Raw genomic sequence first — 16,983 nt, 5'->3', positions numbered from 1 at the left:
CATCACACCTCATTCTTATAATTTACAAATATAATCGCCAAGTGTTTTGGATAATTTAACATTTTGGGAATAATCGACATCCACATCGATTAGAACAATATCTTGGCTCTGAATGGCCTCTTCTAATGCAGGAAGCAAGTCATCCGAATGCTTCACCTTAATTCCTTTCGCACCGAAACTTTCAGCGAACTCAATAAAATTCGGATCTTCAAATTGAATAGCATTGGATCGATTAAATTTATTCAGTTGTTTCCACTCGATTAGACCAAATTTAGAGTCATGAAAAATAATAATGACAATCGCAACACCTAAACGTTTCGCTGTGGCAAGTTCAACACCATTCATTAGAAAGCCGCCATCACCGGTAATCGCAATGACGGGTTTATCCGGCTGTGCTAATTTTGCAGCAATGGCGCCGGGAACAGCAATCCCCATTGAGGCAAATCCATTGGAAATAATGACATGATTCGGCTTTTCAGGCTGATACATACGAGCAATCCATAGTTTATGAGCGCCCACATCCGAAATGACAATCGCTTCTCCCTTTTCCGCCTTTTTTAAGTCAGCAAGAATTCTTTGTGGAATAATAGGACTGCCGGATACCTCATCAGACTCATGCAGTTTCTCAACCAACTGATTCTTTAGCCTTATTGCCTCTGACCAAAGTTCTTTTTCTTCAACATAGCTGTTTAAAGCTTGAATCGTTTCTTTAACATCACCGACTAATTCGGCTTGGAGCGGATAATACGCATCGACTTCAGCAGGCAAACTATCAATATGAACAATCGGGTTCATCGCTTCATCATTCCAATATTTCGGCAAATATTCGACAATGTCATAGCCTATCGTAATAATGACATCAGCAAGATCAAAGCCACAAAGCACATAATCCCTTGCTTGCATGCCAACTGTATATAGGGTCAATGGATGCTCGGAAGGCAGCACACCTTTTGCCATAAACGTATTAACCACCGGAATATTTTTCGCTTCGGCAAACTGGCGTAATGCGTCTGTTGCTCCATCACGAATAACCCCATTTCCAGCTAAAATAATCGGTCTTTTAGCACGGTTAATCAATTCTGCTGCCTTTTTGAGCTCTTCCTCAGCTGGACGGGAGATGGGTAGTCGTGTAACAGGAATTGGTTCTCCTTCTGTATCCATCATCGCCACATCTTCCGGAAGCTCAATATGAACAGCGCCTGGTTTATCAAGAAGGGCTGTTTTAAACGCTTTACGAATAATTTCTGGTATTGTGTGCGGCACGTGAATTTGTTGACTCCATTTCGTTGTTTCTTCAAAAACACCAATAATATCCACATATTGATGAGATTGCTTATGAATACGTTCAAGACCTGCCTGACCTGTAATGGCGACAACAGGTGAGTAATCTAAATAAGCATTGCCTACTCCTGTTAATAAATTGGTTGCACCCGGCCCAAGTGTAGCCAAACAGACACCCGGTTTTCCAGTCAAACGACCATACACGTCAGCCATAAAAGCTGCTGCTTGTTCATGATGAACTAAAATAAATTCAATTTCAGAGCCAATAAGAGAATCAACAAGATCCGTATTTTCCTCTCCAGGAATACCAAAAATATATTGAACTTCTTCATTTTCTAAACAGCGTACAAATAAATCCGAAGCTTTCAAAATCATTCCTCCATTATAAATTCGAAATATCTCCTTTTATGGTGGCTATTCAACTAAAAAATTATGTAGCTAAAATGTGAGAGTTCAACAATCTTCTTTAATTACGCATAAAAAACTCGTTAAAAAATAATTGGTTCTTTAAAGAGCTCCCACTGAATAATTACACTCATTTTGGAGCATATTAACACCAAATAGATTTAGCCAGTTCAGGAGGAAAAATATGATGAATCTCGCAAGCCTGCTCATTATCATCGGATTTGCATTAATTGCACTTATTTTTCTAGTGCTTGTTATTTTTCTAGTTTATTTAATCTTATTTGACCGCAACCAAAAACGACACGCTATTTTAAGGAATTATCCTGCACTTGGCCGGGTCCGCTATTTTTTTGAAAAGATTGGCCCAGAAATGCGACAATATTGGTTCAACAGTGATACGGAAGGCAGACCATTTTCACGAGATGACTACGAACATATTGTCAAAAGCGCCAAATATAATCGCGATGTTATCGGTTTTGGTTCAAAACGAGACTTTGACGAAGAAGGGTTTTTTGTTCGAAATGATATGTTTCCAAAATTATCGGAAGAAATAAAAATGGATAAGGAAACAAGAGTTTTAACGAAACGATATATTTTATTAAAAGATCCACTTCTTTCACAACGGGAAGAAAAATGGGAAGATGAGGAGTCATCTGCTCAGTTATTGCACGACGATGACGCAATCGTCATTGGGCCAAATACAAGACATCCATTTATTTTAAAGGGTCTCATTGGTATGTCTGCAATGAGTTACGGTTCATTAGGACATCATGCAATCACTGCCTTATCAGAAGGTTTAGGGCTAGCAAAAGGAACATGGATGAATACAGGAGAAGGCGGACTCTCGCCCTACCATTTAAAAGGTGGAGTGGATATCATCATGCAGATTGGTCCCGCTATGTTTGGTATACGTGATAAAAACGGGAACATAGATTGGGATGAATTAAAAAGAAAAAGTGAAATTCCACAAATAAAAGCATTTGAACTTAAACTAGCCCAAGGTGCTAAAACACGCGGCGGGCATATCGATGCTGAAAAAGTAACACCAGAAATTGCTGAGATTCGTAAAGTGGAGCCGTATAAATCAGTTGATAGCCCAAATCGCTTTCCTCAATTCGGAAATATAGCCTCCTTACTGGATTTCGTTGAAAAAATCCGGGAACATACAGGAAAGCCTGTTGGCATAAAGATTGTTGTCGGCGGAAATGATAGTGTGGAAGAACTAGCAAAGTATATGAAGGAAACCGGTAAAGGACCTGACTTTATTACAATTGATGGCGGTGAGGGCGGCACAGGCGCTTCTTATCAAGAACTAATTGATAGTGTAGGATTGCCAATTAAATCTGCTCTCCCTATCGTTGTATCTACTCTCGAAAAATACGGTGTACGTGATCGTGTAAAAATTATCGCCTCTGGTAAGCTATTTACTCCTGATCGAATCGCTATTGCTTTAGCGATGGGAGCAGACCTAGTAAATATTGCTCGCGGTTTTATGATTGCTGTTGGCTGTATTCAAACATTAAAATGTCAATCCAATGCCTGTCCTGTTGGAGTAGCAACGACTGATCCAGATTTGCAAAAAGCTCTTGTTATTGATGAGAAGAAGTATCGTGTAGTCAATTTTCTTGTTACATTAAGAAAAGGACTATTCCGTATTTCAGCAGCCGCTGGTTTAGATTCACCTGTTCATTTTCAGCCAAAACATATTATGTATAAAGATGATAAAGGAGTCGTTACTTCTTTAGAGCATATCCTTCATGATATCCAGCGTCAAATCGGCGCAAGTTAACAAGCTCAAAGCTTCAATCAGTCTATTATCTAGGACATCGCTGTTCTATGATTTTCAATAAAATGAAATACCACAGCTCACTGAGGCTGCGGTATTTCATTTTTGCTTTTATATTCCTCCATTTATATCACTAATCGTCTAACTTCATCGATTGATTTTGCCTTCTTTCCTGTTCTGCCATTATCTCGTTATCTTCAGCATTATCCCTCGTGACTTTTTGTGTCAAGATTGCACCTACTGCCACTAATATCATCACAGCAATATAATATCCTTTTTCATTCAACTGCAAACTGTCTTCATTATAAAGGCCGATACTGAATAAAAAGACCCCTGCAAAAAAAGTGAAATAAGCCAATACTGTAAAAGCTGTTGTATTCCTTCGTCTGTATCTCTGCACTTCCATTCCCCCTAAACAGTCATTCTTAACTAAATTACTACTCATTGCGCCTCAATTATTCATTAAATCTGGGGAATTTACCTAACAATCACTATAATAATTCTTGATGTACCATAGTATCAGATACGGAATTTCTTAATGCCTATTTAATACAGTCTAATTGGTTATTAGAAGTTTCTTTTCACCCTTAATTTTAGAAAATAGTTACAATATGGATTGGTTTATTCTCGATATAGTAGTATTTTTAATTGTATACTATTTTTCTATAATTAGAGGTGTCATACTGTATGAATCAGGAATTTCTATTTTTACTGCTATTAATCATGGTTGGCTATGTTTTCAAGCGATTAAATCTTTTAAAAGAGAAAGATGGAGAAGCAATGGGCAGGATTATTTTTAACATCACTCTCCCTGCTCTCATTATTGTTACTTTTGATACGGTGAAGATTGAGCCTTCCTTGCTGCTACTAACAGTCATTGTATTAATTTATGGAATAATCTCACTTTGTCTCGCCTGGTTTGTCTTCAGAAAAGAGGCAAAGGAACTAAAAGGGACTCTATTGATGCTTGCTCCTGGCTATAATGTTGGAATTTTTGCCTTTCCACTTGTTCAAACCATTTGGGGAGCAGAAGGATTAGCCTATTTTGGGATGTTCGATGCTGGAAATGCATTCATCCTGTTCGGAATCGTTTACATTATCGCAAGTTATTATTCAAAAGAGGGGCTAACGCTTAAGCCAAGGATCATCCTTAAAAAGTTTGGTACATCGATTCCACTAATGACTTATTTCATCGTTAGTATTTTAAACTACTGCCACCTGCATCTACCATCTGCAGTCATTGATTTTGCTACTATTCTATCTAAAGCGAATATGCCTTTGTCTTTCTTATTGCTAGGACTTTATTTAAATTTCAAGTTTGAAAAGCTATACATCAAACCTATGATAAAATTCCTACTTTTCCGGTATGGTACAGGTCTGCTTTTTGGGCTTATTCTCTATTTTCTGCTTCCATTCAATGAAATGTTTAAATATACTATTCTAATCGGTCTTCTATTACCTATTGGGGCATCCATTTTACCATTTGCCCTTGAATTTAAATATAGCACCACACGTTTTATTGGTACGCTCACAAATGTGACCATTATCATTAGTATGCTGATTTTATATCTCTTTGCAAATTTTATACTTTAATCCTTATACATACTATTTCACATAAAAATAATATCCTATTATGGTAGAATATAGTTTATGAGTAATAAAGATTAAGTAGATTGGAGAATCGGAGAATAATGAAACGATATTTATTAAAAGCAGGAGTACTTACTTGCTTAACGCTCGGCTTATTTTATGAAGAAGCCTCTGCGGAATCTACGCTAGCGTCTAAGTGTGAAGCGTACGGGGAAATCCAACCAAATCAAAACCCCTCTTTTCAACATGTCAATTGTTTGCTGACGAACGCAGCTTTAGAAGCCAATATTCCTCCCGAAGTTGTAAAAGCTGTCACTACACAAGAAAATGGAGGATGGAAACAATTTGATGCGAATGGCAAACCTATCATTTCTGATGATGACGGAATCGGTCTTATGCAAATCACGAATCAGCCGCAATATGATCAACAGAAGCTGCAAAATGACATATCGTACAATATCGAAGCGGGCATTGAAATCTTGAATGGTATGTATAAGCGTACAGATCTTCCTAAAATAAAAGGAGCAGACAAACAAGTTATTGAAAATTGGTATTTCCCTGTTATGGCTTACAACGGAAGCAAACCTGTAAACAGTCCGCTTGTGCAGCTTACTGGGGCAAAAAACAAGAATGCGTATCAAGAAAAAGTATTCCATCACATCGAAAACGACAGTTTCTTAGAGAATACATCATTAGGAAAATTCCCTTTTAAAACGGCTGACTTTGAATATGACCCTACTAGCAATAAAAATATTGCTTTCAGAACAATGAAATACAGCCTCACTGATCAAATCCATCCTTCTGCCTACTTTTTTAAAAAGGGAGATAAAGTTGTCGTAACAAAGAACAATGCTAACTTTCGGTTAAAACCTAGTACTCTCGCGAATTCACAAACAAAACTAAAGGAAAATACCACCTTAATCATTAACGGTACTTTCAAATATGATTTGTCCGCAACTAGTCAAAACCAATTTGTCTGGTATCCTGTTCAGACTGCAGACAAAAAATTAACCGGGTATATTCCATCTGCTTACATTACAAAAAAGATAGATAAACCTTCTGTCAATACGATTGATGATAATGACACATATCTTTCTGGTAAAGCAGCGGCCAATGCCATCATAGAGATAAAACGAAATAATAAAAAGTTTAAGAGCACAAAAGCTAATGCCAACGGAAACTTCAAAGTCAAAATTGGTGTTCAAAAGGCTGGTACAAGCTTGACCGTAACGTTCAAGAATGAATTTAATGCAACAAGTCCTGCAAAGACCGTCACAGTAGTGGATAAAACACCACCTGCAACGCCAACGATTAGTACAATCAAAAAAACAACGAAAACCGTCACAGGCAAAACTGAAGCGTATGCAACAATTCAGTTAAAAGTAAAACAGAAAGTCATCGGAAGCCGGAAAGCGGATAAGTCGGGGAAATATACAATCAAAATCACACCGCAAAAATCCGGAACAACAGTAACCGCAACAGCAACTGATAAAGCAGGAAACAAAAGTAAACCAGCTACCAGAACAGTACAGTAAACAAAAGAGAAACGACAGCAATTGTCGTTTCTCTTTTGTTTATTTTTTTAATAAAAAACGAAAACATATAATATTGACAGAATTTCAAATCTGTTATATATTATTAACAAATAAATATTGATTGTTATATAACAAAGGAGGAGAACAAAATGGAAATGTATCGCGAAGCATATGAATATTATAAAATGGCTTGTGAAAACTATGGAATGGAATCGGTGAATTTTCACCACTTTGTTAAGCATTTAACAACAGAACAACTAAATGAATACAATAAGAAAGCTTACTAATTAAAAAGGACGTGATGACTACGGATCTCCACATAGAAGTCAAATAGAAACCCTGCCCGTTATGTAGAAAAACAGGCAGGGTTTAATTATGTTTTAAACTAGTTTCTGTCTTTCACTAATCAAAACTTTAATCTGCAATAAAAAAAGACGATCAATTTCTTTTGAAGGGAATTGATCGTCTAAATGAGTAAAAAGAAAACAATCATCGCAACACGATTGCTTCCTATCTATACTATAAAGAGTTTGTCGTTTTTTGTCGATATGTAAATAATCATAGGAACTTAGTTGCGCACTCTCATTAAACTGTACAATAATGTTACTCTTCCCCTATTGAATAAAGGATAATTATAAAAATCATCGAATTATTTATATGTATATACTTTCGAAAGGGCTGTTGAATATGTACAAGTTTTTTGAATGTATAACATATATCTTTTTTGTTCTTTTAGGAATTATTACTCTACTGGAACTTACGTTTGACGTTAAGCTAATCGATAGCAATCAACCTCTATTCCTCCCTGTTCTAGCTATTTTTTCAATCCTATTTATCGTGACAGAAATTAATCGATTTACTGCGAAAAGAAATAATAAATTAGAATAGTATCCCTCTTAGATGCTTTAACCATTTTCTCTTCTCCTATTCTTAAAATTAGTATTTTTGTCACATTTATTTGTTTGAGCGTTGTTTTTATGTGTTATTATACCTATAAGGGCAAATTTTACGAAAGTAAAAGACGCAAAGCCACGGGCCTAAAGCAACAAATAGTTGTCATGGCAGCCGAGTTGCCAAGATATATTCTTGATTAAACTGAAGATTAAGAGTTTTTGGCTCCTTTTAAATTTGCCTAAATTTAGCAAACTAAGGAGAGAGTTATGTTTTATCCAACTATATTAATTAACGAAACAAATGAAAGACACATTGTGAAGGACAAAAACTATTGTGTATGCGGCGCAAAATATAATGGTTTTTTCATGTTCACAAGAATCGACCTTAGAAAAATTAGGTTTAAACAAGATCAAGAAATCACTTGTCCGACATGTAAATCACTCGTAAAACAGAAATGTTAGCTACATATTTCTAGTTCAGTTCATTTCTCCACGCATGTCTCTTTTGTAGCATTTGAATGCTCATTGATTTTTTATCGTATGAAGTTCTTGAAATCGTAAAGACTAACTTAAGTAAACGTGTCTTGCTTAAGTTATCGATGAAAGAATGGAGTGGCAAATATGGAGAAAAAGAAAAAGCCTGTTGTAAATGAAGCAGAATTAACGATTCGTGCGAATTTAAACAATTTAGAGCCTGGAGATTCTGTTAAAGAGCATCGTACAGTAGAAACAGGAAACTTAATTTTGGCTGAAAAGGAAATTGGGCAACAAAATAATAATCTATAAAATTTTCTTATCAACGAAGCTTCTCACGCTCTTCTCTTGAGCTAGGGGCTTCGTTTTTTTACAGTTTCACCGCTTAACAATAATAGAAAAAGCACCTTAATTTCGCTATTTGAAATTAAGGTGCTTTGAGTTTTTTGTTATAACTTTATATTTAGGGTAAAACTGAACTTCCCATCAAATAACGATCTACTTCACGTGCTACTTCACGACCTTCATTGATTGCCCAAACGATTAAGCTTTGACCTCGTCTTGCATCACCTGCAGCAAAAACACCATCAACGTTTGTTCTATACTCACCATAAGCAGCGGCAATTTTTTGATTGGTCGTTTCCACACCAAACTGCATAAGAAGTGGTTGTTCCGTTCCTTCAAAACCGATAGCAATGAAAACAAATTGTGCTGGCCATACTTTTTCAGTTCCCGGAATTTCCTTGAAAATATATCCGCCGTTTTCGCCTTTTACTTTTTCCATTTGAATCGTATGAAGCTCTTTCACGTTTCCATTGTCATCTGCAACAATTTTCTTCGTTTGAATCGAATATTCACGTGGATCATTTCCAAACTTCGCTTCTGCCTCTTCATATGCATATTCAAGCGTAAAAACATTTGGATAAGCAGGCCACATATTGTCAGATGTACGTGCTGTTGGCAATTTAGGATGTTTACCAAATTGAACCACACTGCGGCATTCTTGACGGAGAGCAGTAGCTACACAGTCAGCTCCTGTATCCCCTCCTCCAATTACAATAACATCTTGACCTTTTGTATCAATAAATTGGCCATCTGCAAAGTTAGAATCTAGTAAACTCTTCGTTGTTGTTGTTAAGTAATCCATTGCTAAATGAACACCTTTTGCTTCTCTACCTTCTATTACCAAATCACGCTGCTTTTGAGCACCAGTACAAAGAATTACGGCATCATACTGATCTTGAAGCTCTTTAGCTGTGATGTCTTTTCCAACTTCTGTGTTTGTAATAAAGTCGATACCTTCTTGATTTAATAAACGAACTCTACGTTCAACCACTTCTTTTTCTAACTTCATGTTTGGAATACCATATGTTAATAGCCCGCCAGCGCGATCTGAACGCTCATATACTGTTACTGTATGTCCGGCTTGATTTAATTGATCAGCACTTGCAAGCCCTGCAGGACCTGAACCGATAATCGCGATTTTTTTCCCTGTTCGTTTTGTTGGAATACGCGGGGTAATCCAACCATTTTCGAATCCTTTATCAATAATTGTTCGCTCAATGCTTTTAATCGTAACCGCTGGATCTGAAATACCAACTGTACAAGAGCCTTCACATGGAGCTGGACAAACACGACCTGTAAATTCAGGAAAATTATTCGTTTTTAGAAGACGATCTAACGCTTCCTTCCATCTTCCACGATACACTAAGTCGTTCCATTCAGGAATTAAATTATGAATAGGACAACCCGTTGTCACCCGATTGATTTCTGTTCCCATATGGCAGAAAGGAGTGGCGCAGTCCATGCACCGCGCTCCTTGCTGACTTAACATATCATCCGAAAAACAATTTGAATATTCTTTCCAATCATTTAACCGTGTGAGAGGATTTCGCTCTTTTGGTTTTTGACGAGTATATTCCATAAATCCTGTTGCTTTTCCCATGTTCCTCTCTCCTTTCCTATTGCATAACTGCTTCTAATTTTTTAACAGGTGCTTTTTTCTCTTGTGCAACATTCGCTTGAAACGCACTCATAACCGCTTGTTCATCTGTTAAGCCTGCTTGCTTTTGTTCTTCAATACTTTTCATCATGCGCTTATAGTCTTTCGGGATAATTTTGACAAACTTCTCTGCAAGCTCTTCCCAATTTTCAAGAACATAAGCTGCTTTTGCACTGCCTGTGTAAATATAATGACTTAGTACCATTTCCCATACTTCACCAATATCATTCTCTGTTTCAAGTGACTCAAATTCAATCATTTCTGTATTACATAAAGCTTTAAATGCCTCACGATCATCAGCTAGAACGTAAGCAATTCCACCAGACATACCTGCTCCAAAGTTTTTCCCTACTTCTCCTAAAATAACGACACGTCCACCAGTCATATACTCTAGACCATGATCTCCAATTCCTTCAACAACAACATTTACACCGCTGTTTCGAACAGCAAAACGCTCACCCGCACGCCCATTAATATAAGCTTCACCACTTGTTGCCCCAATTAAAGCAACATTTCCGGCAATAACATTATCAGACGCTTCAAATGAAGATTCAGCTGGTGCCTTAACAATTAACTTTCCACCAGATAATCCTTTTCCAAGATAGTCATTCACATCACCTGTTAAATGAAGCGACATACCATTCGGGATAAAAGCACCAAAGCTTTGACCAGCTGAACCCGTAAAACGAAGGGTAATTGTTTCTTCAGGTAAACCTTCTTCCCCGTAGCGTTTAGAAATTTCACTACCAACAATTGTTCCTACAACACGATTTACATTCGTAATCGGCAACGTAATATCAACTGGGATTTGATTATCTAAAGCCGGCTGTACTGCTGGCAAAATTTCTTTCATATCTAATGATTCATCAATTTTATGATTTTGAGGCGTTTGGAATGTACGAGCCCCTTCCGGTTGATATAAAAGAGTAGACAAATCTAGATGCTTCGCTTTCCAATGTGCTTTAGCACGTTCACTTACTTGTAAAACATCTGTACGTCCAACCATTTCCTCTACTGTTCTAAATCCTAGTTCCGCCATTAACTCACGTACTTCTTCTGCAACGAAGCGCATATAGTTAACAACATGATCTGCATTTCCTGTGAATTTCGCACGAAGCTCAGGATTTTGTGTTGCCACCCCAACAGGACATGTATCTTTATGACATACACGCATCATTACACAGCCTAAAACAACAAGCGGCGCTGTCGCAAAACCAAATTCTTCCGCTCCAAGAATAGCAGCCATAACAACATCTTTACCTGTCATCAGCTTTCCGTCCGTTTCTAATACAACACGGTCACGCAAGCCATTTAACATCAATGTTTGATGAGCTTCTGCAAGTCCAAGCTCCCAAGGTAACCCTGTATGCTTAATACTTGTTTTTGGCGATGCTCCTGTACCACCGTCATATCCACTAATAACAATTACATCTGCAGCACCTTTTGCAACACCCGCTGCAATCGTTCCTACACCTGCTTTTGATACAAGCTTAACGCTAATTCGTGCATCACGATTCGCATTTTTCAAATCATGAATTAATTGTGCTAAATCTTCAATCGAATAAATATCGTGATGCGGCGGTGGAGAAATCAATCCAACACCTGGTGTCGATCCACGTACTTCCGCTACCCATGGATATACTTTTTGTCCTGGAAGCTGTCCGCCTTCCCCTGGTTTTGCACCTTGTGCCATTTTAATTTGCAGCTCATCCGCATTTACTAAATAGTGGCTTTTTACACCAAAACGGCCTGAAGCAATTTGCTTAATTGCACTTCGACGATTGTCTCCATTCTTATCTAAAGCGTAACGTTTTGGATCTTCTCCGCCCTCACCGCAGTTGCTTCTTGCACCTAAACGATTCATCGCAATCGCTAATGTTTCATGTGCTTCCTGGCTTAGTGACCCAAATGACATGGCACCAGATTTAAAGCGGCGAACAATTGAATCCACAGACTCCACTTCTTCAAGCGCTAATTTCGGACGCGTTGAATCAAATGAGAATAGATTACGTAAGAATCCAATTCTTTCTTCATTCGCAGCATGAGAATATTTTTTATATAACGCATAATCATTATTGCGGCTTGCCCATTGAAGCGTATGAATCGTTTCTGGATTAAACGCATGATGCTCACCATGCTTTCTCCACTGAAATTCACTTCCAGTTTCTAACGTATCATCGTATGAATCAGCATAAGCTGCGTTATGACGAATTAATGCTTCTTCAGCAATTGTTTCTAATCCAATTCCATCGATTTGTGAAGCTGTTCCAGTGAAATAGCGCTCAATGACATTAGAGCCAATTCCAACTGCTTCAAAAATTTGAGCTCCACGATAACTTTGTACTGTCGAAATCCCCATTTTAGACATTACTTTTACAACGCCTTCAGTCACGCCGTAAACATATTTCTCAACTGCTTCTTCATAGCTAACCGTTAAGCTTCCATCTAAAGCAGCTTGTTTATATGTCGCATAAGCAAGGTATGGAACAATCGCATCCACCCCATAACCAATCAGTGCCGCAAAATGATGAACTTCTCTTGCTTCCCCTGTTTCGATAATGATGCTCGCTTTACTGCGATTTCCTTGACGAATTAACTCTTGATGCAGTGCGCTCACAGCAAGTAAAGCTGGAATAGCCGCTTCTTGTTTATTCGTATTACGGTCAGAAAGAATTAATAAACTTACTTCTTCTTCAATCGCTTGTTTAGCTTTTTGGAACATATTGTTTAAAGAAAATTCCAAATCTTCCGAAAATAATGTATCGATGATGATACTTTTAAATTCTGGATAAGCATTCTCTTTTAATTGTGTTAACTGACCATTTGTTAAAATAGGCGTTTCAAGTTGAATTCGATGACAGTTTTCCTCAGTCGGGTGAAGTAAATTCCCTTCCGCTCCTAAGAATGTCATAGTAGATGTCACAATTTGTTCACGAATCGAGTCAATTGGAGGATTCGTTACTTGAGCAAATGACTGTTTAAAGTAATTAAACAGAGATTGCGGACGATCTGATAAAACAGCAAGTGGCGTATCGTTCCCCATTGATCCCAGCGGGTCTTTTCCTTCTGTTATAAAAGGAAGCAAATATTTTTGAACATCTTCATATGTGTAGCCAAATGCTTTTTGACGAGCAACCAAATCTTCCATCGGCTCTTCTTCGCCCACTTCATTGTCCAGTTGTACAAGTTGTTCATCTAACCATTGTTGATAAGGATAAGCCGCTGCCATTTCGTTTTTAATCTCTTCATCTGAAATAATGCGTCCTTCGTCTAAATCAATTAATAGCATTTTCCCTGGACTTAAACGCTCTTTATATAGTACATTCTCAGGCTCAACGTCGATTACACCGACTTCTGAAGAGAAAATAATATAATCATCTTTTGTTACATAATAACGAGCTGGACGTAGACCATTTCGATCTAAAATCGCCCCAATTTGTTTCCCATCTGTAAAGGAAATCGCTGTTGGACCATCCCAAGGCTCCATCAGACAGCTATGATACTCATAAAAAGCTTTCTTTTCTTTTGGCATATGAGGGTTTTCTGACCAAGGCTCTGGAATTAACATCATAGCGGCATGTGCAGGTTTTCGACCAGCTAGGACAAAAAATTCTAAAGCATTATCTAGAATAGAAGAATCACTTCCATCTTTATTTAAAATCGGAAGTACTTTCGCTAAATCCTCACCAAAAACTTCTGACACAAACTGCTGCTCACGTGCTTTCATCCAGTTAATATTGCCTCGAAGCGTGTTGATTTCTCCATTATGAATTAGATAGCGATTTGGATGTGCTCTTTCCCAGCTTGGGAATGTATTTGTACTAAAACGAGAATGTACTAAAGCAAATGCTGAAACAAAAGACTCATCTTGTAAATCTAGATAAAACGCATCGACTTGCTCTGGTGTTAGTAGTCCTTTATAAACAATTGTTCTAGTGGAAAGACTTGCAAAGTAAAAACGTAGTTCACGTTCTTCCGCCCAATGTTCTGCTTGTTTACGAATGATATATAATTTACGTTCGAATGCTAATTCCTCTTCAATGTCTTTGCTTGCACCAATAAATATTTGACGAATAGTCGGACAAGTTGCTTTTCCACCTTCTCCAAGATGTTTAGGATCAACAGGCACCGTTCTCCATCCAAGAACCGTTTGTCCTTCTTGTTCAATTAATTGATTCACTTGATTTTCAATTTCTTTTTGTTCACCCTCATCGTTCGAGAAAAATAGCATTCCAACCCCGTAACGTCCTTTTTCAGGCAGGTTCATTTCTAGACATACTTGTCGGAAATAATGGTCTGGAATTTGTACCATTAATCCAGCTCCATCCCCTGTAAGTGGATCACTTCCTTGTCCACCTCGATGATCTAATTGGCAAAGCATATTCAGTCCTTTTTTCACAATTTCATGTGTTGCTTGTCCTTTTAAATGAGCGTATAAGCCGATTCCACATGCATCATGTTCAAATTCAGGACGGTAGAGACCTTGCGCTTTTGGTATTTGATTATAAGTCATGATTTATCTCCCCCGTTTCATTTTCTGATCTTAATTAATATTTTAAGTTTTCAAAACGATATAAACAATATATCATTTAGATAGAAACCATCTATTTTGTGAATGAATTAGCAAAAATATGTATATATCTTATCGTTTCCATACTCTAATTAGTTGAAATAAAGGGTTTTTATCCCTCTTTATCCATTTTAGAATGCGATATTGATATAAACGATCCACTAATGAGATTGTTTATATCTTATATAGATATAAAGGAAAAGTGAGGAAAATAATATGGAACTACGACAATTACGTTATTTTATAGAAGTTGCTGAACGAGAGCATGTTACATCCGCTGCAGAACATCTGCATGTAGCTCAATCAGCCATCAGTCTTCAGATTACGAAGCTCGAAGCAGAACTCGGTGTAACATTGTTTGAACGAGTTGGAAGAAATATTAAATTAACGGAAATCGGAAAGATTTTTTTAACGCATGCGAAATCAGCGATTAAAGCGATCGATTATGCTAAAGAAAAAATTGATGAATACTTATCTCCAGAAAGCGGAACCATTAAAATCGGCTATCCAACAAGCCTTGCTAATCACTTGCTGCCAACCGTTATTTCCGCTTTCAAAGCAAAACAACCAAACGTTTCTTACCATTTGCGACAAGGTTCTTATGCCTTTTTAATTGATTCTGTTAAAAATGGCGATATTGGTTTAGCACTTCTTGGACCTGTCCCAACAAACGAAATTGATTTGGAAACGCATATTTTATTCTCAGAGGGTATTTCCGCTTTAGTTCCTTCTAGCCATCCTTTGGCTGAAAGAGAAAGCCTAGTGCTTAGCGATTTACGAAATGATGACTTCGTATTATTCCCAAAAGGTTATGTTCTTCACCAGATTGCCTTTAATGCATGTGAACAAGCAGGCTTTATACCGCATATTACGGCGGAGGGAGAGGATATGGATGCGATAAAAGGGCTCGTTTCAGCCGGCATCGGCGTTAGCCTTTTACCTGATGGAACGCTTTATAATACAACTCCTCCCTCTACAGTAAAAATAAAAATCGATACACCGCAAGTAAAACGAACTGTTGGAATCATTACTTCTAAACATAGAGAACTAGCACCAACCGAAAAAGTATTTTATGAGTTTGTCAAAAAATTCTTCTCCATGCTGGAGCAGTATCAGTAATCGGAAATCAAAAAAAGAGATGCAAAAGTAATGGAACCTCATTACTTTTACATCTCTTGCTTTTTTAGCCTTTATTCAGCTTCCATCTCCTTGATTTCTCCATCTTCAACGACACCAAAGTGTAATTCATAATCAAATGAACCTGCTTCTGTAATCTTCGGAACAAGGTATGTTTTTCTTTCTTCTGGAATGGCATCCAATCCATCTTGGACATGTTCATATATTTTTTTCGAATCATCTACAGTTCCTGCTGCTTTCATTGCTTCAACAAATGCATGTAAACCTATATAATGAATACCTGCTTCTGATCCTGGATTTTCTTTATATTTAGCATTATATTTTTCTTTAAAACTTGGAACCCCGGGTGCTTTTGAATAAATAAGAGGCAATACGCCTACTGCACCTTCTAGTACTTCATAGGAACCCGTTATTTTTTTCATTTCATCTAGTTTTGCTTGATCCATGACGATGAATCCACCTTTAAAGCCAAGTTCTCGTGCTTGTTTAGCTACTTTGGCCGTTGGCTCGGACGCACCACCGATAAAAAGAACATCTGGTTTCTTCTTCAGCGCATTCGTAATCACTGTAAAGAAATCTGTATCTTTCGCAAAGTTAATCGAAGACTCATAGACAACCTCTCCACCTTGTTTCTTCCAATAAGGTAATAAGGTTTCTGTCCAATCTTTTCCGTACTGTGAACTAGTTGGCAATGCCGCGATTTTGTTACCAAATCGCTCCATCGCATAGTTTGTAAACGGCTCTACATATCCATCATATTTAGGGGGAATTTGTACCGTTAATTTGTTGCCTTCTTCTGTTACACTTGGTTCAGATGTATAAGCACCAATAATAAAGTTATCGACTTCATTAAATACTTGCAGGGCTAATACTCCACCGCTATGTGGTGTAAAAATAATCGGTGTCTTATGCTCTTGAACTAATCGTTTTGCATTGGAAGCCGTTTCATTAGGGAGATATTTATCATCTAATGGCACAAGATTAATCGTATATGTCTTCCCATTCACTTCAAATCCGCCTTCATCGTTAATTTCTTCAGCAGCCATTTTTAAACCATTTAATGTTCGTTCTCCATAAAAAGCGGCAGCCCCGCTAAGCGGACCACTATACCCAATATTGACGACCCCTTTTTCACCGTCTTTTCCAGATGAACCACCTGTTGTTGAGTCACTGCACGCGGTTACAAATACTAACATAACAATTACACTGAGTAAAAACAAACCTTTAAATCGTTTCATAAGCTTCTCCCTCCATAACGATTAGTTGATTGCGGACCAACAGAGATAAACATTCCCTACTGATAGAAACTC

At 37.5% G+C, this 16,983-nt stretch carries 11 protein-coding genes and 1 riboswitch; of the genes, 6 read left to right on the top strand and 5 right to left on the bottom strand.

What is annotated here, in order from left to right; genetic code table 11:
- Positions 1–15: 15 nt before the first annotated feature.
- On the bottom strand, positions 16–1,650 hold the full coding sequence (locus tag BAOM_RS08365; protein ID WP_127759875.1) for an acetolactate synthase large subunit: 1,635 nt from the start codon (positions 1,648–1,650) through the stop codon (positions 16–18).
- A gap of 223 nt (positions 1,651–1,873) precedes the next feature.
- On the opposite strand from BAOM_RS08365, the gene BAOM_RS08360 reads away from it, so the two are divergent.
- A complete protein-coding gene (locus tag BAOM_RS08360) occupies positions 1,874–3,475 on the top strand; it encodes an FMN-binding glutamate synthase family protein (RefSeq protein WP_127762501.1) in 1,602 nt (533 codons plus the stop codon).
- 130 nt (positions 3,476–3,605) lie between these two features.
- On the opposite strand, the gene BAOM_RS08355 is transcribed toward BAOM_RS08360, so the two are convergent.
- Complete coding sequence (locus BAOM_RS08355; protein WP_119116400.1) at positions 3,606–3,872, bottom strand: YiaA/YiaB family inner membrane protein; 267 nt, start codon at positions 3,870–3,872, stop codon at positions 3,606–3,608.
- Positions 3,873–4,159: 287 nt separating this feature from the next.
- On the opposite strand from BAOM_RS08355, the gene BAOM_RS08350 reads away from it, so the two are divergent.
- The 4 genes from BAOM_RS08350 to BAOM_RS24280 all read left to right on the top strand — a co-directional run bounded on the left by BAOM_RS08350 (position 4,160) and on the right by BAOM_RS24280 (position 8,276).
- Positions 4,160–5,065, top strand: coding sequence for an AEC family transporter (locus BAOM_RS08350; protein ID WP_127759874.1), 906 nt, complete (start codon positions 4,160–4,162; stop codon positions 5,063–5,065).
- 98 nt (positions 5,066–5,163) lie between these two features.
- The gene (locus tag BAOM_RS08345; protein WP_127759873.1) at positions 5,164–6,597 is read left to right on the top strand and encodes an Ig-like domain-containing protein; all 1,434 of its coding nucleotides are present in this window, start codon (positions 5,164–5,166) and stop codon (positions 6,595–6,597) included.
- Positions 6,598–6,746: 149 nt separating this feature from the next.
- Positions 6,747–6,884, top strand: a complete 138-nt coding sequence (locus tag BAOM_RS24285; RefSeq protein ID WP_164853163.1) for a hypothetical protein — start codon at positions 6,747–6,749, stop codon at positions 6,882–6,884.
- A 701-nt stretch (positions 6,885–7,585) separates the two neighbouring features.
- Positions 7,586–7,675, top strand: a riboswitch (cyclic di-GMP riboswitch).
- A 436-nt stretch (positions 7,676–8,111) separates the two neighbouring features.
- Positions 8,112–8,276: a hypothetical protein gene (locus BAOM_RS24280; protein WP_164853104.1), complete on the top strand. Its 165-nt coding sequence runs from the start codon at positions 8,112–8,114 to the stop codon at positions 8,274–8,276.
- 151 nt (positions 8,277–8,427) lie between these two features.
- Here the strand turns inward: BAOM_RS24280 and gltD are convergent, their stop codons facing one another.
- Positions 8,428–9,909: a glutamate synthase small subunit gene (gene gltD / locus BAOM_RS08340; RefSeq protein ID WP_127759872.1), complete on the bottom strand. Its 1,482-nt coding sequence runs from the start codon at positions 9,907–9,909 to the stop codon at positions 8,428–8,430.
- 16 nt (positions 9,910–9,925) lie between these two features.
- Positions 9,926–14,479, bottom strand: coding sequence for a glutamate synthase large subunit (gene gltB, locus BAOM_RS08335; RefSeq protein ID WP_127759871.1), 4,554 nt, complete (start codon positions 14,477–14,479; stop codon positions 9,926–9,928).
- A 273-nt stretch (positions 14,480–14,752) separates the two neighbouring features.
- Between gltB and BAOM_RS08330 the strand changes: the two genes are divergently transcribed.
- Entirely contained in the window at positions 14,753–15,655 is a 903-nt protein-coding gene (locus BAOM_RS08330; RefSeq protein WP_127759870.1) for a glutamate biosynthesis transcriptional regulator GltC, read from the top strand.
- Positions 15,656–15,726: 71 nt separating this feature from the next.
- Here BAOM_RS08330 and BAOM_RS08325 read toward each other — a convergent pair whose 3' ends face one another.
- The gene (locus BAOM_RS08325) at positions 15,727–16,911 is read right to left on the bottom strand and encodes an ABC transporter substrate-binding protein (protein ID WP_127759869.1); all 1,185 of its coding nucleotides are present in this window, start codon (positions 16,909–16,911) and stop codon (positions 15,727–15,729) included.
- Between the last annotated feature and the right edge of the window lie 72 nt (positions 16,912–16,983).

This window comes from Peribacillus asahii (assembly GCF_004006295.1).
GTDB lineage: Bacteria > Bacillota > Bacilli > Bacillales > DSM-1321 > Peribacillus > Peribacillus asahii_A.
Note: the sequence above shows the minus strand (reverse complement) of the source record. Positions and strands in the feature narration are given on the sequence as shown.